The following is a 21,103-nucleotide window of genomic DNA, read 5'->3' on the forward strand; positions in this document are numbered from 1 at the left end:
CCTCGCCCCCGCCTGGAGAAAGGACCTCCCCATGACCACCCTCACCGCCCCGCAGGCCGACCTCGACGCCCTCCGCACCCCGGCCGCCGCGGCCGCCCACCGCGTCGCCGGCGAGCGCCCCGCCGCCGCGGCCGACGCCACCCCCGCGCTGTCCGTGCGCGACCTCGTGCTGGAGTACCCGGACGGCGAGCGCGGCGTGCTGCGCGCCCTGGACGAGGTGAGCCTGGACCTGCTCCCCGGCACGTTCACCGCGATGGTCGGCCCGTCCGGCTCGGGCAAGTCCTCCCTGCTGGCGGTGGCCGCGGGCCTGGTGACGCCCACCTCCGGCTGCGTGTCCGTGGCCGGCCGCGAGATGGCCGGGCTGTCCCGGAAGGAGCGCACCGCGCTGCGCGGCCAGGAGATCGGCATGATCTTCCAGCAGCCCAACCTCATCCCGTCCCTCACGGCGGCCGAGCAGCTGGAGCTGACCGTGCACCTGGACCGTGACGCCACCCGCGCCGACCGCAGGGCCGCCAAGGCGCGGGCCCTGGAGCTGCTCGAGCGTGTGGACCTGGCCGACCAGGCCGGCAAGCGCCCGCACCAGCTCTCGGGCGGTCAGCGGCAGCGCGTGAACATCGTGCGCGCGCTGATGGCCTCGCCGACGCTGCTGCTCGTGGACGAGCCCACCTCCGCGCTGGACCGCGAGCGCTCGGCCGCCGTCGTGGACCTGCTGGGCACGCTGACCCGCGAGGAGCAGGTGGCGACGCTCATGGTCACGCACGACCACGAGTTCCTCTCCGCCACGTACCGCACCCTGACCATGGTGGACGGGCGGCTCTCCGCGGAGTGAGCCGGTGATGCCGCCGGACCTGACCCGGCCCACCGGCCCCGGACGCCCGGCGCGTCTGGGGCCCTCGCTACCCTGGACCGCATGACCCACGCCACCGTCGCCCCCGCGGGCGAGACCTTCGCCCTGTCCGACGCCGTCGAGCTCGTGGAGACCGTCCGCAACGGCTTCGTCGAGTCCCGCACGGCGGGCGCCGCCGTCGTGACCGGCCCCGACGGGCGGGTGCTGGCCGGGCTCGGCCCCGCAGACGCGCTGATCTACCCGCGCTCCACGCTGAAGCCGTTCCAGGCCATCGCGTCGCTGCGCCACGGGGCGGCGCTGGCAGGTGAGGCCCTGTCCATCGCGTGCGGCTCGCACCGGGGCACGCTCCGGCACCAGGCGCTGGCCGAGCGCATGCTCGCGGACGCCGGCCTCGACGCGTCCGCCCTGCGGTGTCCGCCGGCCTGGCCCGCGGACACCTCCGAGGTCGTGGCCCAGGTCCGCCGCGACGGCGAGGCCGCCGCCGCGACCCCGCTGGCCTTCAACTGCTCCGGCAAGCACGCCGGCTTCCTCGCGGCCTGCGCGGCATCCGGGCACGACGTCGCCACGTACCTCGACCCGGCGCACCCCCTGCAGCGCGAGGTGGACGCGGTGATCGCCGAATACTGCGGCGAGCCGGTGGCCCACACCGGTGTGGACGGCTGCGGCGCCCCCGCCGCCGTCATCTCGCTGGCGGGCCTGGCCCGCGGCATCGGGCGGGTCGCCGCGGCACCCGGCCGCGCCGACGCGGACCCGCACGCGGCCGCCGTCGCCACCGCGATGCTCGAGCACCCGTGGGCCGTCCACGGGGAGACGAGCTCCAACACCGTGGTGATGCGCGAGCTCGGCCTGCTCGCCAAGGCGGGCGCGGACGGCGTCCTCGTCATGGCCGCGCCGGACGGCACGGCCGTGGCCGTCAAGGCGCTCGACGGCGGCACGCGGGCCGGCGACCTGGTCGCGCTCGCGCTGCTGGCCCGGTTCGCCCCGGACCACGTGGACCGGGCGACGCTGCCGGGCGTGCTGGCCGCCGTCGTGCCCCCGGTGCTCGGCCGGGGTGAGCCGGTCGGTGAGATCCGCCTGGCCGCGCCGGTGCGGGACCTCGTGGGGGACGTCCTGCCGGCCTTCGAGGCGCGGGCGTGACCACCGGCTCCGTGCCCCGCCGCCGGGTGCCTGTCGTCGAGGGCCACGCGGCGCTGCTGGCGTGGGCACGCGCCCACGAGGAGGACCCCGCGGCGGCCGCCGCGCTGCCGCGCCCCACGCGGGCCATGGCGGTGCGCTTCGCGCTCGAGGAGCTGGCGACCCGCGTGCCCGGGAACTCGGTGGAGGTGCGCGTGCCGCCCTTCGGCGTCGCCCAGTGCCTCCCCGGGCCCCGGCACACCCGCGGCACCCCGCCCAACGTGGTGGAGATGGACGCCGTGACATGGCTGTCCCTGGCCACGGGGCTGACGACCTGGGAGGACGCGACGGCGGCCGGCGGCGTGCGCGCCTCGGGCGTGCGGGCCGACCTCGGCGCGCACCTGCCGCTCGTGCGGCCGTGAGCGAGGGGTGTCCGGCAGTCCTCTCGGCGGCACCGACCGTTCGAACGTCGGCACCGTTCCTCGTCGCGGGATGCAGCTCTGCCGATCCCGCCCCGGACACCGCGGCGAAGGCACAGCTCGCCCGTGCCTGCGGGCAGGTCGTGCTCCCGCTGGAGGAGTATCAGGCCGCGGTCGACGAGCTCAACGTCACGCAACGCGCCGGCCAGAGCGTGCTCCGGGAGTGCCGCCACCGCCGCGGGCACGCGCGACTGGCCCCAGCGGCCGACTCGATAGACTGGCGCGCATGACCTCCGCCCCCGAGCCGACCCCCGATCAGCGCGCCTACACCGTCCGTCGCGCCCCGCGGCTGACCGCGGTGCTCGCGGTGGCGCTCGCGCTCGGCCTGCTGATCGCACTCGTGATTACCACCGCGGTCCACGCCTCCCCCACCCCGCCCGCGGACCCGTACTCCGGCATCCCGCTCTCCTTCTCGGAGACGTTCGGCTTCGCATCGCTGCTGAGCATGCTCGGCACGAGCGTGCTCGGGCTGCTCGTGTGGCTGCTGCTGGACGCACCACCCCCACCGAAAGGACCCCCGAGCAGTGATCGCACCGCGCACCCGACGAGGCGACGGCCGCCTGACCGCCGCCCTCGACCCCCAGGACCAGGGGCCGCAGGACGAATGCGGCGTGTTCGGCGTGTGGGCGCCGGGCGAGGAGGTCGCGAAACTGGCCTACTACGGCCTGTACGCCCTCCAGCACCGCGGCCAGGAGTCCGCGGGCATCGCCGTCTCGGACGGCGGGCGCATCGCCGTCTACAAGGACATCGGCCTGGTCTCCCAGGTGTTCGACGAGGCCACCCTGACCGCACTGAGCGGCCACATCGCCGTCGGCCACTGCCGCTACTCCACCACCGGCGTGAACAAGTGGGCCAACGCCCAGCCCACCCTGGGCGCCACCGCCGACGACGGCACGGTCGCCCTGGCGCACAACGGCAACCTCGTGAACTCCGCGGAGCTGCTGCGCATGGTGCACGCCGCGGACGGCCGCCACACCCACGGTGAGATGAAGCAGGGCAACACCACGGACACCGCCCTGGTCACGGCCCTGCTGCACGGCGCCCCCGGGGACCGCCTCGAGGAGACCGCCCTCGAGCTGCTGCCGAAGATCCGCGGCGCCTACTGCTTCGTGTTCATGGACGAGCACACCCTCTACGCCGCCCGCGACCCGCAGGGCGTGCGCCCGCTCGTGCTCGGCCGCCTCGAGCGGGGCTGGGTGGTGGCCTCCGAGCAGTCGGCCCTCGCCACCGTCGGCGCCTCGTTCATCCGTGAGGTCGAGCCCGGCGAGATGATCGCGATCGACGAGGAGGGCATCCGCTCCACCCGCTTCGCCGAGTCCAAGCCGGCCGGCTGCGTGTTCGAGTACGTGTACCTCGCCCGGCCGGACGCCACGATCGCCGGGCGCTCCGTGTACGAGTCCCGCGTGGAGATGGGCCGCCGCCTCGCGCTCGAGCAGCCGGTCGACGCCGACGTCGTGATCCCCGTGCCCGAGTCCGGCACGCCCGCCGCCGTGGGCTACGCGGACGCCTCGGGCCTGCCGTTCCGCCAGGGCTTCGTGAAGAACGCGTACGTGGGCCGCACCTTCATCCAGCCGTCCCAGACGCTGCGCCAGCTCGGCATCCGCCTCAAGCTCAACGTCCAGTCCACCGTGGTGGCCGGCAAGCGCGTCGTGGTGGTGGACGACTCGATCGTGCGGGGCAACACCCAGCGCGCCGTCGTGCGGATGCTCAAGGAGGCCGGCGCCGCCGAGGTGCACGTGAAGATCTCCTCCCCGCCCGTGAAGTGGCCCTGCTTCTACGGCATCGACTTCGCCACCCGCGCCGAGCTCATCGCCAACGGCGCCGCGGTGGACCAGATCGCCGCATCCATCGGCGCCGACTCGCTGGCCTACATCAGCGAGGAGGGCATGATCGAGGCCACCGGGCAGCCGCGCGAGCGCCTGTGCACCGCCTGCTTCACCGGTGACTACCCGATCCCGCTGGCCGACGAGGGCGAGCGCGGCAAGGGCCTGCTGGAGCCGGTCGCCGTGTCGCCCGCGTCCACCGTGGTGCTGGACGTGGACGGCGAGACCACCACCGTGACCGCCACGGGCTGCGAGCCCGGCCCGGACGCCGACGACGAGAAGCTGCTCACCGAGACGGACAGGACCCCGCTGTGACCCCGAACCAGACCCCCTCCTCCGCCGCCCCGATCACCTACGCCTCGGCCGGCGTCGACGTGGAGGCCGGCGACCGCGCCGTCGAGCTGATGAAGGACGCCGTGAAGGCCACCCACACCCCCGAGGTCATGGGCGGCATCGGCGGCTTCGCCGGCATGTGGGACGCCTCCGCGCTGCTGCAGTACCGCAAGCCGCTGCTGACCACGTCCACGGACGGCGTCGGCACCAAGGTGGCGATCGCACAGGCGATGGACAAGCACGACACCATCGGCCAGGACCTCGTGGGCATGGTCGTGGACGACATCGTGGTGGTCGGCGCCCAGCCCCTGTTCATGACCGACTACATCGCGTGCGGCAAGGTCGTGCCCGAGCGCATCGCGGACATCGTGCGCGGCGTGGCCGAGGGCTGCCGCCTGGCCGACACCGCGCTCGTGGGCGGCGAGACCGCCGAGCACCCGGGCCTGCTGGCCGTGGACGAGTACGACGTGGCGGGCGCGGCCACCGGCGTGGTCGAGGCGGACATGGTCCTGGGCGCGGAGCGGGTGCAGTCCGGCGACGTCGTGATCGGCATGGCCTCCTCCGGCATCCACTCGAACGGCTACTCGCTCGTGCGCCGCGTGGTGAACGCCGCGGGCTGGTCCCTGGACCGCGAGGTCACCGAGCTCGGCTGCACCCTCGGCGAGGAGCTGCTCGTGCCGACCCGCATCTACTCCCGCGCCTGCCTCGACCTGGTGCAGCGCCTCAACGGACACGACGGCGGCTCCGACCTGCCGGTGCGCGCGTTCAGCCACGTGACCGGCGGCGGCCTGGCCGCGAACCTGGCGCGCGTGCTCCCGCAGGGCCTCATGGCGACCGTCGAGCGCGACACCTGGTCCCTGCCGCCCGTGTTCCGCCTGGTGGGCGAGCTCGGCCGCGTTCCGCAGCCCGACCTCGAGCGCACCCTCAACCTCGGCGTGGGCATGGTGGCCGTGGTGGACCCGGAGGTGGCCGCGAAGTCGATCTCCGTGCTCGTGGACGCCGGCATCGACGCGTGGGAGATGGGCACCATCGGCGCCCTCACCGACGACGCGGCGGCCGCAGGCCTGGACTTCGTGCAGGGCGCCAAGGGCGTCGACGGCGGCGCGGTGCTGATGCGCGGCCAGTACGCCGCCTGACCCCACGGGGCGTTTTCGTTCGGGAAACGGCGGGCTCCGGGGTGTTTTCGTTCGGGAAACGGCGGTTCACGACGCGAAGATCCGCCCGCCGAGCCGGGCCCGGTGCGCCTGCACCTCGGCGACGACGCGCCGGAAGTCGTCCCGCGCGTCGTCCACCGTGGCCCATACCTGCGTCCAACCCGCGCGCGCCCACCCCTCGTCCCGCCACGCGTCCACGGCGACCTGTGCCGGATCGAGGTGGTGGCCGCCGTCGTAGTGGACCACCACGCGCCACTGCCGCCACCCCAGATCCGCATCCGGCGACCGGGCCCGGCCCGGGTGCAGCACCAGCTGGAGCTCCGGCTCGGGCAGGCCGGCGTGGACCAGGGCCAGCCGCAGGGCTGTCTCCTGCGGGGAATCCGCGCCCACCCGCACCAGCTCGAGTGCGGCACGGGCCGTGCGCACTCCCTTGAACCGTCCCGCACGCAGGAGCGCGGACCGCAGGGCCGCCGTCGTAGTCCGTGGTGAGCGGCGTCCCTCCGGCGACCAGGGCCGGTGGACGAGGGCGTCCCCGGCCGCCACGACGGGCTCGAGCATGCCTGGACGGAGCAGTGCGGCCAGATCCGCCCAGGATCGTTCCAGGCTCGTCAGGCGGATCCCATGGAGGGCGGTCACATCCGCGGCTGGGACGAGGCGGGCATGCGAGGTGATCTCTGGGCGGATGCTCGCCCCGCGCGGGTGTGGCCGTGACACGTGCACCGTGCCGTCCTCCGCCAGGAACGGCGGCAGCGGCACGCGGTGCAGGAGCAGCGCTGTGAGGTGGGAGGCCACTCCCCCGCTCGCCTCCACGATCGCGGCCGTCTCCTCCGGCGCGAAGGGAGCGGGCGCCTCGGCGTAGCCGAGATCCGCCCACGAGCCGAGGTGGTCAGACCGGAGCCGATGGACCCCATGCGTCACGCGCCGCACGTCACCGCCGCGGACCAGTCGCTCCGAGACCCCGGCCGCGCGCAGGTCGCCACGGGTGAACGGCCGGCCGGTCTCGACGATGTCCGGCAGGGGCAGGGAAGACGTGGCCATGCCCGTGACGATGGCTCAACCCGGCCTATCCCGCCCGCTCAGGAGCACCCACCGTGGACGACGACGCCGGCGGCGCCACCTGTGCAGGAGTCGTGTGTGACTCCGGGACCCAGGGTGCGGCGCCCGCCGTTTCCCGAACGAAAACGCCCCAGCGCCCGCCGTTTCCCGAACGAAAACGTGAGAGGGGGGTCAGAGGCGGGCGTCGAGCCAGGCCAGCGCGTCGGCGACCGGGGCGCGCCAGCGCCAGCGGGCCTTGGCGTCGGCGCGGGTGGGGCCGAGGTTGATCAGCCCCGTCGCATGCCCGGCCCGCTCGGCCCGCAGCACGAACCGGTAGCCGCTCATCACGGCCAGCGAGGTGCCGACGGCGAGCACCGTGCCGCCGTCGTCGGCCATCGCCTCCGCGGCCGCGCGCCGCGCCGCGGGCACGGACTCGCCGAAGTACACGACGTCCGGCTTGAGCTTCACGGAGCCGCACACCCGGCAGCCGGCCATCGTGAACTCCTCCACCCAGTGCTGGTCGAGGGAGACGTCCCCGTCGGGGTTCACGGCGTCCGGGTCGATCGCCACGCGCTCGAGGTAGCCCGGATTGGCGGCCTCGAGCCGCAGGTCCAGGTCACGGCGGGACTCGGTGGCCCCGCAGTTCAGGCAGGCCACGCGCGCCAGGTCCCCGTGGAGCTCGATCAGCCGGTCCTCCGGCATCCCCGCCGCGCGTCCGGCCTCGGCGTGCAGCCCGTCCACGTTCTGGGTCAGGACGCCGGCGATCCGCCCCTCGGCCGCCCAGCGCGCGAGGATGCGGTGCGCCTCGTTCGGCCGGGCCTGGTCCATGCGACGCCAGCCCACGAACGAGCGTGCCCAGTAGCGGTGGCGGGCGGCCGGGTCGTCCCGGAACTCCTGGTACGTCATCGGCCGGTGGCGGTGCAGGGACCCGTTCGGCCCCCGGTAGTCCGGGATGCCGGAGTCCGTGGACACGCCGGCCCCGGTGATCACGAGCGGGCGGGACTCCTCCATCAGACGCAGCAGACCCCGAGACGCCGTCTCGGGGTCCTGCAGCGGTGCTGTCTCATCCACCACCCTGGCGATCGACCGCAGGGCGGCCTGATTCCCGTCCAGGGCCGGATGCCGTGCGGGCGTCATCGCGCCCGCGCGTCGTCGTCCTCGTCCTCCGCGTAGAGGTCCGCGTACGGATCCTCGTACTCGGGCTCCTGGTCCTGCTCCGGGCCGCGCGTGCGTCCGCCCGTGAGCTCTCGCTCCAGTGCCGAGAGGTCTGTTCCGGGAGAGAAGTACTTCATCTCCCGTGCCTGCTTCGTGGCCTTCGCCTTCTGACGGCCGCGCCCCATGAGCGTGACCCCCTTCGCATCTCTCGCCGCCTCGGATCTGTGGCGCACAGGGGCCCGCCGAGGTCTTCACTGGTCAATATGGTTCGTGCGGACAAGGATACATGACCCGCCGGACGGCCTGTGGACGACGACGACCGGCCCGGTCCGGCGGGGCGTGCAGTGGCGCCGGGTGCGGCGCGGGTCGATCGGTGCTGAGTCCCTGCTCGGCGCACAGCTCGACCGCGACGGCCACGCGCACCAGCCCGAGGGCAGCAACGGCCGCTCGGACTACGCGCCGTTCGTGGACGCGGGCATCGCCTCGACGGGCCTGCTCTCGATCCGCGATGACAACTACCACACGCCCCAGGACGACATCGACAACGTCTCCATCACCACGCTGACCCACACGGCCCGCGCGGTGGCGAACCTGATCGGCACCCTCCAGCAGGACGCCGGCGCCCTCGGCATCCGCTGACCCGAGGCGTCCGCCCGTCTCGCAGATGCCGTCGGGGGCGGTTTCGGGTGGTATCCAGGCCGGATACCACCCGAAACCGCCCCCGGCGCGTCTCCTGCAGGGCCGGCCGCGCTCAGATCCAGCCGGCCTCCCATGCGGCCCGTTCGGCCTCCTGGCGGGTCCGCACACCGAGCTTGCCGATCGCGTTCGAGACGTGGTTCCGCACGGTCCCCGGGGCCAGGTGCAGGGCGGCGGCGATGTCCTCCACGCGGGCGGCGTCCCGCCCGGCCCGCAGCACGTCCAGCTCGCGCTCTGTCAGGGGGCTGCGCTCGGCCGTCAGCGCGGAGGCGGCGATCTCGGGGTCCACGTAGCGCCGGCCCGCCACCACCTGCCGCAGGACGACGGCCAGCTCCTCGGCCGGCGTCGACTTCGGGACGAACCCGGACACCTGCTCCGCGAGCGCCCGGCGCAGCACGCCGGGTCGGGCGTGCCGGGTGAAGATGACGACCTTCGTGGGCACCGAGCGCAGGATCTGTCGGGCGGCCTCCACGCCGTCCAGCCCCGGCATCTCCAGGTCCAGCAGGCAGACGTCCGGGCGGTGCTCCTGCGCGGCGGCCACGGCGGCGATGCCGTCGGAGACGCCGGGCAGCACCTCCAGGTCCTCCTCCAGGGCGAGCAGCGCCTCCACGGCGCCGCGGATGAGGACCTCGTCGTCGGCGACGAGCACGCGGATCCTCTCGGTCGGGGCACTCATGCGATCTCCTTCTCGGTGCGGGGCACGGTCAGGGTCAGGGTGAACTCCCCGCCCGCCTGGGTGGCGGTCAGGGTCCCGCCGGCCGCCTCCGCGCGCTCGGCCAGGGCCGCCAGCCCGGTGCCGCCGGTGCCGGCGTCCGCCGTGGGAGCGCCGTCGTTGACGATGACCAGGCGCACGGCGTCCGGGCCGGCCGCGGTGAGCTCGATGCGGGCGTGGCCGGCCGAGGCGTGGCGCAGGATGTTCGTGGTGGCCTCGCGGACGGCCAGACCGACCAGACGGCCGGCCGCCGTGCCGAGTGGGCCCAGGTGCGGGTCGGCGCCGACCTCGGTGGCGGTGCCGGCGGCGGTGAGCACCTCCTTCGCGTTGACCAGCTCGCGCTCGGCGGAGACCTCGCGGAGGTCGCGGACGAGGGCCCGGGTCTCGGCGAGCGCCTCCCGGGCCTGCTCGCGCACCTCGTGGAGCGAGGCTTCGGCGTCCTCGGTCCGGCCCTTGGCCAGCAGGCGCTCGGCGAGCTCGGCCTTGAGTGCGATGACCTGCAGGTGGTGGCCCTGGACGTCGTGCAGGTCGGCGGCGAAGCGCAGCCGCTCGCGGGTGACGGCGAGGTCCGCGGCCTGCCGCCGGGCGTTGTCGAGGCGCTGCATCAGTCTCCAGAACCAGGCCGTGGGGACGATCATGCAGGCGGTGATCACGCACCAGACGAGGAAGCCGACGGCCGTGTCGGCGGGCCCCGCGGGATCCTGGAGGACCGCCGCCGCCCCGAGGACGAGTGAGGCCGCCAAGCCGCCCCAGAGGACGGGACGCCGCCGGCACGGGTGCACCAGCAGGGCGAGGACGAGGGAGGACAGCCAGAGGGGCAGGGCCCACCACGTGCCCGTCCCCGTGAGCCCCAGCGCCGGAAAGACGGCACCGGCGAGCGCGAGCGGGACGGTGGGGCCGAACAGCCAGGCCAGGTCCCGCCGGCCGAACACCGGCCCCTCCGTCTCCTCGGGCGGCGGGGCCTGGAAGTGGCGGGCGACGTGCAGCTGGCCGACGACTCCGAGGACGTGGAGCAGGAGCAGGACCGCCAGTGCGACGACCTGCTCGGTGTAACCGGCCTCCAGGTGCTCCCGCAGGTGGGACAGCGGGCCGAACGCGGAGAAGCCGGCGATCATCAGGACGCAGAGCAGGAAGCCGGTCCAGGTGTACCACCACGCGCCGGTGAGGTCGCCGGAGTACGGGCCGGGCCCGGTGGGCCCGGCCGACCGCATGCCCGCCGGGTTGGCCGTGGGCAGGGCACCGGTCGGACGGCGCCCCGGCGCGGCGGCCGGCGGGGCCGGGCGGCCGTCGTCGTGGTTCCCCTCGATCCTCATGGGCCTCACCCTACGGGCGTGACAACTGTCATGGTCCGCCGTGCGGATCTGCCCGGGCGGAGGTGACCGCACGGCACTTCTGAGGACGGGCGGCGGCCGGAAGGCTGGAGTCAGAGCTCGGGAGCCCGACCGGATCCCGAACGACGACGGGGAACGCGATGGTTTCCCGAACGAGATCGCTGGAGAGGAACGTGGTCACGATGGACCTGATGAACACCGCACGCGAGTTCGTGATGGGACTGCCCGACGGCCTGCAGGGCCTCGGCGTCTTCCTTGCCGGCCTCGTGCCGTTCGTCGAGGGCGAGGGCGCCGGGCTGATCGGCGTCGTCGTTGGGGTGCACCCGTGGGTGGCCATCCCCGCCGCTGTGCTGGGCAACCTCCTCGCCGTCGCGCTCCTGGTCTACGCGGCCCACGGCGTGCGCTCCGCCGTCACGGCGCGCCGTGGGGTGGCCGCCGACGCCGCGGTTCCGGCGACCGGCCCCGGCACCCCGGTGGCCGAGCGCCACGTCCACCTGCACCGTCGCTTCGAGGCGTGGGGTGTGCCCGGGCTGAGCCTGCTCGGCCCCTGGTTCCTCATCCCGGGGCACGTGGCGGCCCCGGCCATGGTGTCCTTCGGGGCGAACCGGCACCGTGTGATGGCATGGCAGGCCGTCGCCATCGTCCTCTACACGGCGCTGACGGCGTGCGTGGCCTTCGGCCTCGTGAGCTGGAGCGGCGTGCGGGACGCGACACCGGGCACCTTCTGAACCTCGCCCGTGGACGGGCCGAGGGCCGTGCCCGCCCCCGAGCACGGGGGTGGGCACGGCCCTCGGTCCGTCGGTCCCGGCGTCAGCCCTTCCGGGTCACGGTGAGGCCGTTCTCGCCCTCGACGCGGTCCACGACCACGGTGTCCCCGTCCGCGATCTCCCCGGCGAGGATGCCGCGGGCCAGGCGGTCGCCGATCTCGCGCTGCACCAGGCGGCGCAGGGGCCGGGCGCCGTAGGCCGGGTCGAACCCGGTCTCGGCGAGCCACGCCTTGGCGGCGTCGGACACCTCGAGGGTGAGGCGGCGGTCCGTCAGGCGCGCCTGCAGGGACTCGACCTGCAGGTCCACGATCCGCGTCAGCTCGGCCACGGTGAGCGCGTCGAACTGCACGATCTCGTCCAGGCGGTTGAGGAACTCGGGCTTGAACGCCCCGCGCACCACGGACATCACGGACTCGCGCTTGGCGGCCTCGTCCAGGGTCGGGTCCACGAGGAACTGCGAGCCCAGGTTCGAGGTGAGGATCAGGATCACGTTGCGGAAGTCCACGGTGCGGCCCTGGCCGTCGGTGAGGCGGCCGTCGTCGAGCACCTGGAGCAGGATGTCGAAGACCTCGGGATGGGCCTTCTCCACCTCGTCCAGCAGCACCACCGAGTACGGGCGACGCCGCACGGCCTCCGTGAGCTGGCCGCCCTCGTCGTAGCCGACGTAGCCCGGAGGGGCGCCGACCAGACGGGAGACGGAGTGCTTCTCCGCGTACTCGGACATGTCGATCCGCACCATGGCGCGCTCGTCGTCGAAGAGGAACTCCGCGAGCGCCTTGGCCAGCTCGGTCTTGCCCACACCCGTGGGGCCCAGGAACAGGAACGAGCCGGTGGGTCGGTTCGGGTCCGCGATGCCGGCCCGCGAGCGGCGCACCGCGTCCGCGACGGCGACGACGGCGTCCCGCTGCCCGATCAGCCGCTCGGCGAGGTGCTCCTCCATGGTGAGCAGCTTCTCGGACTCGGCGGTGAGCATGCGCCCGGCGGGGATGCCGGTCCAGGCGGAGACCACCTCGGCGATGTCGTCCGCCGTGACCTCCTCGGAGACCATCGGCTCGGTGGCCGAGCGGTCGGCCTCGCGGGCGGCGCGGTCCGCCTCCTCGAGCTGCTTCTCCAGCGCGGGGATCTCGCCGTACAGCAGACGGGAGGCCTCGGCGAGGTCGCCGTCGCGCTGGGCCTTCTCGGCGAGCGAACGCAGCTCGTCCACCTTGGCGCGCAGGTCGCCGGCCTGGTTGAGGGTGGCCTTCTCCGCGTCCCAGCGGGCGGTGAGGGCGGTGAGCTCCTCCTCGCGGTCCGCCTTCTCCGCGCGCAGGGCGTCGAGCCGCTCGATGGACGCGGGGTCCGTCTCGCCTTCGAGGGCGAGCTCCTCCATGGTCAGGCGGTCCACCTGGCGGCGCAGGACGTCGATCTCCTCCGGGGCGGAGTCGATCTCCATGCGCAGGCGTGAGGCGGCCTCGTCCACGAGGTCGATGGCCTTGTCCGGCAGCTGGCGGCCGGTGATGTACCGGTGGGACAGCGTGGCCGCGGCCACGAGCGCGGAGTCGGCGATGGCCACCTTGTGGTGGGCCTCGTAGCGCTCCTTGAGCCCGCGCAGGATGGCGATCGTGTCGTCCACGCTGGGCTCGCCCACGAAGACCTGCTGGAAGCGGCGCTCCAGGGCGGGGTCCTTCTCGATGTTCTCGCGGTACTCGTCCAGGGTGGTCGCGCCGATCAGGCGCAGCTCGCCGCGGGCCAGCATGGGCTTGAGCATGTTGCCGGCGTCCATGGCGCCCTCGGACGCGCCCGCACCCACGACGGTGTGGATCTCGTCGATGAACGTGACGACCTGCCCCTCGGCGGCCTTGATCTCCTCGAGGACGGCCTTCAGGCGCTCCTCGAACTCGCCGCGGTACTTGGCGCCGGCGACCATGGCGCCCAGGTCCAGGCTGATCAGCGTCTTGCCGCGCAGGGACTCGGGGACGTCCCCGGCCACCATCCGCTGGGCCAGGCCCTCGACGACGGCGGTCTTGCCGACGCCGGGCTCGCCGATGAGCACGGGGTTGTTCTTGGTGCGGCGCGAGAGCACCTGCACCACACGGCGGATCTCCGCGTCGCGGCCGATCACCGGGTCGAGCTTGCCGGAGCGGGCGATCTCGGTGAGGTCCGTGCCGTACTTCTCCAGGGACTGGAAGGTGGTCTCCGGGTCCTGGGTGGTGACGCGGGAGTCGCCGCGCACCAGGGTCAGGGCGGCGGCGAGCGCCTCGAGGCTCGCCCCGTTCGAGCGCAGTGCCTCACCGGCCTCGCCGGAGTCCGCTGCCACGCCGAGCAGCAGGTGCTCGGTGGAGACGAACTCGTCCGAGCGCTGCTCGGCCTGGGTGCGCGCGTTCTGCACGACCTGCAGGGCGGCGCGCGAGAACTGGGGCTGGGCCACCGTGCTGCCCTGGGTGGAGGGCAGGCGTCGGATGGCCGAGGAGGCCGCCGTGGAGACGGCGTCGGGGTCGGCCCCGGCGGCCTTGAGGACGGCCACGGCGACGGACTCCCGCTGGTCCATCAGGGCCTTCAGCAGGTGGGCCGGCTCGACCTGGGGGTTGCCGGCGGTGGAGGCGTTCATGGCCGCGGCCGAGAGCGCCTCCTGGCTCTTGGTGGTGAACTTGGCATCCATGGGCTACTGGCTCCTTCTCTCCCGTGTCCCGGGGTGTCGGACAACCGTCGACCGCGGGCCGTTCCCGCCGCAGACGAAGTTGAGTCTATATAGCTCAACCCTCCACGCACCAGGGCTATTCCCCCTCTCGCCGGTACGTTGGTGCCATGGCCGGCTCCCGAGCGGCGCCCCGGCGCCTCCGCACGTACACCCGACCGCGGGTGTCCCTGCTGTACGTCCTGCGCCGCACCCTGCACCGGCTCTTCGAGCTGCAGGTCTGGGATGTGGCCGCCGCCATGACCTTCTTCGGGGCGCTGTCCCTGCTGCCCACCGTCATTGCCCTGCTCTCCGTGGTCTCGCTGCTGGGCGTCGAGGAGGAGACCGTGGACGCCGCGGCCCACCTGGCCGCCGAGATCTGGCCGTCGCTGACGCCCGACGTCGTCCGCGAATGGATCCTGACCCTCGGCTCGGCCGGGCCCGGCACCGGCGCCGTCGTCCTCGGGGCCGTCGGCACCGTGGTGTCCGCTTCGGGCGCCGTCGGCGCGTTCCACCGGGCCATGCACCGCATCCACGACACCCGCGAGGGCCGGCCCTTCCTCCACTTCCGCCTCGTGGTCTTCGTCGAGACGCTCGCCCTCATGCTCGGCGCCGTGCTGATCACGATCCTGGTGGTCGTCGGCGGCGACCTCTCCCTGCGCCTCGGCCAGGCCGTCGGCCTGCCGGAGGAGACGGTCCAGACGTGGAACGTGGTGAAGTGGCCGGTCATCCTCGTGGTGATCGCCCTGATCGTGACCCTCGCCTACCGCCTGGGGCCCAACGTCCGGCAGCCCCGCTACCGCCCGCTCTCGCTCGGCGCCGTGGCCGTGGTGGTCCTGCTCTTCGGCGCCACCGTGGCCCTGGGCTGGATCACGGACCGGTTCGGCCAGTTCGCCGTGGTCGGGCGGATCAACTCCGCGATCGGCGTGCTCGCCCTCGCGTGGGTGGCGTGCATCGTGCTGCTGGCCGGGGCCGCCTTCGACGCGGAGGTGCTGCGTGCCCGCCAGCTGGCCGTCGGCATCGACGCCTCCGTCGAGATCCAGCTGGCGACGCGGCACACCGCGGTGCTCGAGGCCTCCGAACGGTACGAGGCCCGCAACCGCCGCCTGGCCCGGCTCGTGGCCGACGCCGTGCGCGCCGGCGAGGACCTCACGATCGAGGCCACACCCCTGCTCTCCGAGGAGGGGCGCCTCCTCGCGGTCGAGTCGGGGCGGCGGGACCCGGAGGACGTCAGCTCGGGCAGCCCGTTCCACGCGGACCCGGTGTCCGACGATGGCGCCCGCCTCGAGCCGACGTCCCGGCCCGACGACTGACAGGTCAGCGCTCCCGGGCCTCGAACGCCTCGACCTGGGCACGCAGCGTCTCGGCCGCGATCTCCTCGTCGAGGCCCACCATGCCGAGGTACACGAGCTCGTCCCCGTCCGTGACGCCGCCGACGGTCATGGTGAACAGGGCCGTGTCCATGCCCGAGTTCCCCAGAGCGATGTGGACCGCGTCCGGCACGCCGGGCACCTTCGTGAAGGCCGCCTGGACGCCGTCCGGGTCGCCGAACGTGCCGCACGTGTCGGCCAGCTTGCCGAAGGGCGCCAGCAGATCGGTGCCGTCGTCGGTGACCGCGACCATGCCGAACGCCCCGGCCTGGGAACCGGCCAGGCCGGTGACGGCGGCCGGGTCCACCTCGTACTGGGCCAGCGCACCGCCGAGCCCGGGCGCCTGCTGCGTGTTGATCTGCTCGATGAGGTCCGCGCAGGCGCCCGTGGGGGTGACGCCCGTCAGGCTCAGGCTGGTGCTGATCGGCTCGCCGCCGCCGGCCTGGGTCTCCATGCCCGTGAACACGCCGCCGGGCGCGGTCTCCGGGGTGAGCAGGACGTCCTCGAGCGCCTCCACGCGCTCCTCCTGCTCGTCCGTGAGGTCCGAGCCGGCCCCCGTCGGGGCGGACTCGGACGCGTCGGCCGAGGAGGACGAGGCCTCGCCGCCTCCCCCGCCGCAGCCGACGAGCGCGAGGGCGCCCACGGCGAGCAGGGACAGGGCGACGGCGGGGGAGCGACACAGAAGGCCCTCCATGACCCGCATCCACTCCCGCCTCCTCGGCACCGTGGGGCTCACCGCGTCGGCGGCGCTGCTCACCGGCTGCGCCGTCCTCGGCGGCGACGCCGGATCCGCCGGCATCGTGTCCGACGACGACCTGAGCACCTCGTACGGCCTCGTCCAGCCCGGCGTCCTGACGGTCTGTTCCGACGTCCCCTACCCGCCCTTCGAGTTCGAGGAGAACGGTGAGCTGACCGGCTACGACATCCAGCTGGTCGAGGCGGTGGCGGAGAAGCTGGGCCTCGGGGTGAACGTGATCGACTCCTCCTTCGAGGCCATCGAGTCGGGTGCCTCGCTCACCGGCTGCGACGTGAACGCCTCGTCGATCTCCATCACCGAGGCCCGTCAGCGCGTCATGGCCTTCACCCTCCCCTACCTCGACGACGACCTCGTCCTGGTCGCGAAGAAGGGCTCCGGCATCACCGACGTCGACTCCGCGAAGGGCCGCCGGATCGGCGTGCAGGCCGCGACCACCGGCGACGAATACGCCCAGCAGAACGGCCTGAGCCCCGTGCAGTTCGAGGACGGCGGCATGCAGGTCCAGGCCCTGCAGGCCGGCACCGTGGACGCCGCCCTGGGCAACCAGTCCGTGTTGCTCTACTCCCTCAAGGACGACGATCGCTTCGAGGTGGTCGAGTCGCTGCCCACGGGCGAGCAGCTCGGCATGGCGGTCGGCCCGCAGAAGGCGCAGCTCGGCTCCGCCGTGAACCGCGCGCTGCAGGAGCTGCGCAACGACGGCACCGTGGCCGAGCTCCAGGAGCGCTGGTTCGGTCAGGCACAGGAGGACTACCGATGAGCACGCAGGCCCCCGTCTCGCCGGCACCGGCCATGAAGCCCGGCCGCGCGCGCCGCCGTCGTCGGCTGTCCCTGATCATCCAGGCGGCCGTCTTCGTCCTCGCCCTCGTCGTCCTGGCCGTCCTCATCGACTGGGGCGCGCTCGCCGAGAACGTCCTGAACTTCCCCGCCGTGGCCCCGATGTTCCCCAACGTGATCCTCGTGGGGCTGGGCAACACGCTGTTCTACACGGTCACCTCGTTCGTCGTCGGCCTGCTGGGCGGCATCGTGCTCGCGCTCATGCGCCTGAGCTCGTTCGGCCCGTACCGGTGGCTGGCCACCGCCTACGTGGAGTTCTTCCGCGGCGTCCCCGCGCTGCTGGTGTTCCTCGCCTTCGGCTACGGGGTGCCCTTCGCGTTCGGGGTGTCCTGGCCGATCCCCGTCGTCGTGATGGTGGCCCTGGGCATGGTCTCGGCCGCGTACATCGCCGAGACCCTGCGTGCCGGCCTGCAGGCGGTGCCCCGCGGCCAGATGGAGGCGGCCCGGTCCCTCGGCATGCCGACGTGGCGGGCCATGGTCACCATCGTGATCCCCCAGGCGTTCCGCATCGTGCTGCCGCCGCTCACCAATGAGGTCATCCTCCTGACCAAGGACTCCTCGCTGGTCTACGTGCTCGGCCTGGCCGCGCACGAGTACGAGCTCACCAAGTTCGGTCGCGACGGCATCTCCGCCCTCGACGCCGGCATGACGCCGATCCTTGTGGCCGGCCTGTTCTACCTCGTGATCACCGTGCCGCTGTCCCTGCTGGCCCGCCGGTTCGAGGCCCGTTCGACCAAGAAGGGGCACTGAGATGGCCCAGCAGAACCCCATCACCGGATCCTTCGGCGCGGTGGCCGCCGCGGACGCCGCCGGCGTGCACGTGGCCGGCCTCAACAAGTCCTTCGGCGCCAACCACGTGCTGCGCGGCATCGACCTCGACGTCGCCCCCGGCGAGGTCGTGTGCCTGATCGGCCCGTCCGGCTCGGGCAAGTCCACCCTCCTGCGCTGCGTGAACCTGCTGGAGAAGCCCGACTCGGGCGTCGTCACGGTCGGTGAGTTCACGGTCACGGACGAGGACGTGGACCTGGACGTGCTGCGCCGGCACGTGGGCATGGTGTTCCAGCAGTTCAACCTGTTCCCGCACCTGTCCGTGCTGGAGAACTGCACCGTGGCCCAGCTCAAGGTGCTCAAGCGGGGCAAGGCCGAGGCGGTGGACGTCGCCCGTCGGCAGCTGGCCCGCGTGGGCCTGGCCGAGCTCGAGGACCGCTACCCGGACCAGCTCTCCGGCGGTCAGCAGCAGCGCGTGGCGATCGCCCGTGCGCTGGCCATGGACCCGCAGCTGATGCTCTTCGACGAGCCCACCTCGGCCCTCGACCCCGAGACCGTCGGCGACGTCCTGGCGATCATGCGTCAGCTGGCCCGCGACGGCATGACCATGCTCGTGGTCACCCATGAGATGGGCTTCGCCCGCGAGGTGGCCGACCGGGTCGTGTTCATGGACGGCGGCGTCGTGGTGGAGGCCGGCCCGGCCGCCGCGGTGATCTCCGATCCCCAGCAGCCGCGCACCCAGGACTTCCTGCGCCGCGTGCTGCACCCCACCGAGATCGATCTCTGAGCCTGCCCGCCCGCCGTGCCCCGGTGGGCGGGCGCATGCGTGAGGGGCCCCGCCTGGACCGTGGTCCGGGCGGGGCCCCTCAGGCATGCGGCGGGGGCGTCAGGCCTTCTTGCGCAGCTTCTTCAGCTCGTCACGGGCCTCGCGCAGCGCGGCGACCTGCTCCTCACGGGCGGCGTGGATCGCGGCGACCTTCTCGTCCTGGGCGTCGCGGATGGCCTGCACCTTGGCGTCGCGGGCGCCCTCGATGCGGGCGGCGCGCTTCTTGGCGGCCTTGCGGCGCTTGCCGGGGCGGTTGGCCACGGAGTCGGCGGCGATGGCCAGGCCGGAGCCGACCAGGAAGATGTCCTTGGCGACGGCGGTGCCCTCCTGGGACGGGCGCACGCCGTCCGCCTCGGTCATCTCCGGGGTGTTCAGGTACATGGAGAACAGGCCGCCGGAGAACGCGGTCAGGGCGGAGCCGGCGAGCCAGCCCGGGACGAACGGGGCCAGCAGGGCCGAGCCCACGCCGATCTCGGTGGTCACGAGGAACTTCTTGAACTGCTCCGGTGACAGGTTGGCCAGCGCGGGCAGGCCGCGGGCGCTCATGTCGCGCAGGCCCTGGGCCTGCTCCGCGGAGATGCCGCGCTTGTTCAGGCCGGAGTTCAGGATGAACGCGCCGGAGGCCAGGCGCAGCGGAATCTGGACGATGCTCATGGAGTCTTCCTTCCAGTAGGGCCCGCGGCACGCACGTGGAGTGGGGTGTGGCGCGAACGGTCGGTGAGCGGTCTGCACCTCCGACAGTACCAACGGCAGCCCGCTCCCGCCCGCCCGGAGGCGCGGCTGTGCGCGCAGAGCGGACGACGTCGGCGCCTCCACCACGTCGCGGAGGCGGTCGATGATGGACAATGGGGCGCATGCTCCCCCTCGTCGCACCCCTGACCGTGGCCGCCGCCGCGCCCACCGACTACGGCTGGCTCGGCAACATCGTCGTGGACATCATGGAGGCGGTCGGCCCGATCGGCGTCGGCCTGGCCGTCTTCGCGGAGAACATCTTCCCGCCCATCCCGTCCGAGGTGATCCTGCCCCTGGCAGGCTTCACCGCGGCCGGCGGCGCCTTCAGCCCGCATGCCGCGCTGGTCTGGGCGACGGTCGGCTCGATCGTCGGAGCGCTGGCCCTCTACGGCCTCGGCGCGTGGCTCGGCCGCCACCGCATGTACCGCCTCGCGGACCGCATGCCGCTGGTGGACATGGAGGACGTGGCCAAGACCGAGCGCTGGTTCATCCGATACGGCTACTGGACCGTGTTCCTGGGCCGCATGGTCCCCGTGTTCCGCTCCCTGATCTCCATCCCCGCGGGCATCGAGCGGATGAACCTCGCGAAGTTCACCCTGTTCACGGCGCTGGGCTCCCTGATCTGGAACGCGATCTTCGTCTACGGCGGCTACGCGCTCGGGGAGCGGTTCCACGTCGTCTCCGAGTACGCGGACGTCTTCTCCAACATCGTCCTGGTCCTGATCCTGGCCTTCCTCGCGATCTGGGTGGTCCTGCGCCTGCGCCGTGACGCCCGCCGCCGGAACGACCCGGACTGGCGCCCGCCGACCGCGGATGAGATGGCCGCCCGCGTCGAGGCCATCCTGGAGTCCTCCGACCACCGGAAGTGAATCGCATGCACCCCGTCCTGCCCTCCCCCCGCCGTGGCCGCGCGGCCCTCGGCCTGGCCGCCGTCGCCCTGGTGGCGCTGAGCGCCTGTGCTCGCACCGAGCCGCAGCCCGAGCCTGCGCCCGCCACGACGGCGGCCTCCGCCCTGCCGTCCATGGACATGGCCCCGTTCACGGTCGAGGTCCCCTCACACGACCTCGAGCGGGTGCCGGAGGCGAGCGTCGCCGTGCTCGAGGGCGAGGACCCGGACCACCACGGGGCGTGGCTGCAGGTGTCCGGGGCGCCGGCCTGGACGGACGCCATGGCCGGGGCCGTGCGCGACCAGATCGACCAGTACCGCCGGGACACCGACCCGAGCGCGGACCCCCGCCTGGAGATCCAGCCGCAGCTCGCCGTCGTGGCGGAGGACATCGCCGCGGCCCGCCTGCTCGCCACGGAGCGGCGCGGCACGGACTCCGTGTCCACCTCGCACGTGATCTGGTACTCGGCCCGCGAGGACCGCGTGCTCGAGACCGCCGATCTCTTCACCCCCGACGGCTGGGACGCGTTCCGCGCCGAGGTGCGCCAGCGCATGGCCAACGACCCGGACGTGATCGGCTCGCGCCTGGACTCGGCGGTCGACGCCCCGGAGCAGGTGGAGAACCGTCGCGTCTGGGACGCGGTGGTCTTCCTGCCGGACGGCAGCCTGATGCTCGAGGCGGACCAGGCGTCCATGGCGCCGGCCGCCGCGGGCGTGCTGACGGTGCGGATCCCTCGGGACACGGCGACCGCCTGGCTGTCCGACCTGGGCCACGTCGCCGCGGACGCCGCCTCCGCCCCCGCCGACCTGCGTCTGCCGGACCGCTCCACCC

At 73.5% G+C, this 21,103-nt stretch carries 20 protein-coding genes and 1 pseudogene; 13 read left to right on the top strand and 8 right to left on the bottom strand.

What is annotated here, in order from left to right; all coding sequences use genetic code 11:
- Positions 1–31 precede the first annotated feature (31 nt).
- The 5 genes from J1M41_RS01770 to purM all read left to right on the top strand — a co-directional run bounded on the left by J1M41_RS01770 (position 32) and on the right by purM (position 5,731).
- Positions 32–829 carry an ABC transporter ATP-binding protein gene (locus J1M41_RS01770; protein ID WP_206451026.1) on the top strand — a complete coding sequence of 266 codons (798 nt, stop codon included), beginning with the start codon at positions 32–34 and terminating at the stop codon, positions 827–829.
- Between the two features lie 81 nt (positions 830–910).
- Complete coding sequence (locus J1M41_RS01775; RefSeq protein ID WP_049146831.1) at positions 911–1,984, top strand: asparaginase; 1,074 nt, start codon at positions 911–913, stop codon at positions 1,982–1,984.
- The gene (locus tag J1M41_RS01780) at positions 1,981–2,382 is read left to right on the top strand and encodes a sterol carrier family protein (protein WP_044658863.1); all 402 of its coding nucleotides are present in this window, start codon (positions 1,981–1,983) and stop codon (positions 2,380–2,382) included. Before J1M41_RS01775 ends, J1M41_RS01780 begins: the two co-directional genes overlap by 4 nt.
- A gap of 581 nt (positions 2,383–2,963) precedes the next feature.
- Positions 2,964–4,577 carry an amidophosphoribosyltransferase gene (gene purF, locus J1M41_RS01785; protein ID WP_206451027.1) on the top strand — a complete coding sequence of 538 codons (1,614 nt, stop codon included), beginning with the start codon at positions 2,964–2,966 and terminating at the stop codon, positions 4,575–4,577.
- Positions 4,574–5,731 carry a phosphoribosylformylglycinamidine cyclo-ligase gene (purM, locus tag J1M41_RS01790; RefSeq protein WP_206451028.1) on the top strand — a complete coding sequence of 386 codons (1,158 nt, stop codon included), beginning with the start codon at positions 4,574–4,576 and terminating at the stop codon, positions 5,729–5,731. The genes purF and purM overlap by 4 nt, the downstream gene beginning before the upstream one ends.
- 66 nt (positions 5,732–5,797) lie before the next feature.
- Here the strand turns inward: purM and J1M41_RS01795 are convergent, their stop codons facing one another.
- From J1M41_RS01795 to J1M41_RS01805, 3 genes are all read right to left on the bottom strand, one after another.
- Positions 5,798–6,787: a hypothetical protein gene (locus tag J1M41_RS01795; RefSeq protein WP_206451029.1), complete on the bottom strand. Its 990-nt coding sequence runs from the start codon at positions 6,785–6,787 to the stop codon at positions 5,798–5,800.
- A gap of 189 nt (positions 6,788–6,976) precedes the next feature.
- Positions 6,977–7,921, bottom strand: a complete 945-nt coding sequence (locus J1M41_RS01800) for a Sir2 family NAD-dependent protein deacetylase (protein WP_206451030.1) — start codon at positions 7,919–7,921, stop codon at positions 6,977–6,979.
- Complete coding sequence (locus J1M41_RS01805; RefSeq protein WP_036314242.1) at positions 7,918–8,124, bottom strand: DUF3073 domain-containing protein; 207 nt, start codon at positions 8,122–8,124, stop codon at positions 7,918–7,920. Before J1M41_RS01805 ends, J1M41_RS01800 begins: the two co-directional genes overlap by 4 nt.
- Before the next feature lie 154 nt (positions 8,125–8,278).
- Between J1M41_RS01805 and J1M41_RS01810 the strand changes: the two genes are divergently transcribed.
- The gene (locus J1M41_RS01810) at positions 8,279–8,578 is read left to right on the top strand and encodes a M28 family peptidase (RefSeq protein WP_206451031.1); all 300 of its coding nucleotides are present in this window, start codon (positions 8,279–8,281) and stop codon (positions 8,576–8,578) included.
- Positions 8,579–8,690: 112 nt separating this feature from the next.
- Here J1M41_RS01810 and J1M41_RS01815 read toward each other — a convergent pair whose 3' ends face one another.
- Together J1M41_RS01815 and J1M41_RS01820 are read right to left on the bottom strand one after the other, a co-directional pair.
- Complete coding sequence (locus tag J1M41_RS01815; protein WP_192593637.1) at positions 8,691–9,311, bottom strand: response regulator transcription factor; 621 nt, start codon at positions 9,309–9,311, stop codon at positions 8,691–8,693.
- The gene (locus J1M41_RS01820) at positions 9,308–10,660 is read right to left on the bottom strand and encodes a sensor histidine kinase (RefSeq protein WP_206451032.1); all 1,353 of its coding nucleotides are present in this window, start codon (positions 10,658–10,660) and stop codon (positions 9,308–9,310) included. The genes J1M41_RS01815 and J1M41_RS01820 overlap by 4 nt, the downstream gene beginning before the upstream one ends.
- Positions 10,661–10,869: 209 nt before the next feature.
- Here J1M41_RS01820 and J1M41_RS01825 point away from each other — a divergent pair, with 209 nt between their 5' ends.
- Entirely contained in the window at positions 10,870–11,406 is a 537-nt protein-coding gene (locus J1M41_RS01825) for a hypothetical protein (RefSeq protein ID WP_168168011.1), read from the top strand.
- Between the two features lie 82 nt (positions 11,407–11,488).
- Here J1M41_RS01825 and clpB read toward each other — a convergent pair whose 3' ends face one another.
- Positions 11,489–14,083, bottom strand: coding sequence for an ATP-dependent chaperone ClpB (gene clpB, locus J1M41_RS01830; RefSeq protein WP_206451033.1), 2,595 nt, complete (start codon positions 14,081–14,083; stop codon positions 11,489–11,491).
- A 146-nt stretch (positions 14,084–14,229) separates the two neighbouring features.
- On the opposite strand from clpB, the gene J1M41_RS01835 reads away from it, so the two are divergent.
- Complete coding sequence (locus J1M41_RS01835) at positions 14,230–15,411, top strand: YihY/virulence factor BrkB family protein (RefSeq protein ID WP_206451034.1); 1,182 nt, start codon at positions 14,230–14,232, stop codon at positions 15,409–15,411.
- 4 nt (positions 15,412–15,415) lie between these two features.
- On the opposite strand, the gene J1M41_RS01840 is transcribed toward J1M41_RS01835, so the two are convergent.
- The gene (locus J1M41_RS01840) at positions 15,416–16,162 is read right to left on the bottom strand and encodes a hypothetical protein (protein WP_241247626.1); all 747 of its coding nucleotides are present in this window, start codon (positions 16,160–16,162) and stop codon (positions 15,416–15,418) included.
- Here J1M41_RS01840 and J1M41_RS01845 point away from each other — a divergent pair.
- The 3 genes from J1M41_RS01845 to J1M41_RS01855 are packed head-to-tail and all read left to right on the top strand — an operon-like array spanning position 16,161 to position 18,614.
- Entirely contained in the window at positions 16,161–16,982 is an 822-nt protein-coding gene (locus J1M41_RS01845; protein ID WP_036314235.1) for an ABC transporter substrate-binding protein, read from the top strand. The genes J1M41_RS01840 and J1M41_RS01845 overlap by 2 nt on opposite strands.
- Positions 16,979–17,809 (top strand): amino acid ABC transporter permease, encoded by an 831-nt coding sequence (locus J1M41_RS01850; RefSeq protein ID WP_020626482.1) that lies wholly within the window; start codon positions 16,979–16,981, stop codon positions 17,807–17,809. The genes J1M41_RS01845 and J1M41_RS01850 overlap by 4 nt, the downstream gene beginning before the upstream one ends.
- Position 17,810: 1 nt before the next feature.
- Positions 17,811–18,614: an amino acid ABC transporter ATP-binding protein gene (locus tag J1M41_RS01855; protein ID WP_036314233.1), complete on the top strand. Its 804-nt coding sequence runs from the start codon at positions 17,811–17,813 to the stop codon at positions 18,612–18,614.
- 99 nt (positions 18,615–18,713) lie between these two features.
- On the opposite strand, the gene J1M41_RS01860 is transcribed toward J1M41_RS01855, so the two are convergent.
- Positions 18,714–19,307 carry a hypothetical protein gene (locus tag J1M41_RS01860; protein WP_020626481.1) on the bottom strand — a complete coding sequence of 198 codons (594 nt, stop codon included), beginning with the start codon at positions 19,305–19,307 and terminating at the stop codon, positions 18,714–18,716.
- 200 nt (positions 19,308–19,507) lie between these two features.
- On the opposite strand from J1M41_RS01860, the gene J1M41_RS01865 reads away from it, so the two are divergent.
- Both J1M41_RS01865 and J1M41_RS01870 read left to right on the top strand, forming a co-directional pair.
- Positions 19,508–20,254, top strand: coding sequence for a DedA family protein (locus tag J1M41_RS01865; RefSeq protein ID WP_036382290.1), 747 nt, complete (start codon positions 19,508–19,510; stop codon positions 20,252–20,254).
- A gap of 5 nt (positions 20,255–20,259) precedes the next feature.
- A pseudogene (locus J1M41_RS01870) lies at positions 20,260–21,103 on the top strand (hypothetical protein); the annotation flags it as partial.

Source organism: Micrococcus sp. KRD096 (assembly GCF_017168495.1).
Classification (GTDB): Bacteria; Actinomycetota; Actinomycetes; order Actinomycetales; family Micrococcaceae; genus Micrococcus; species Micrococcus luteus.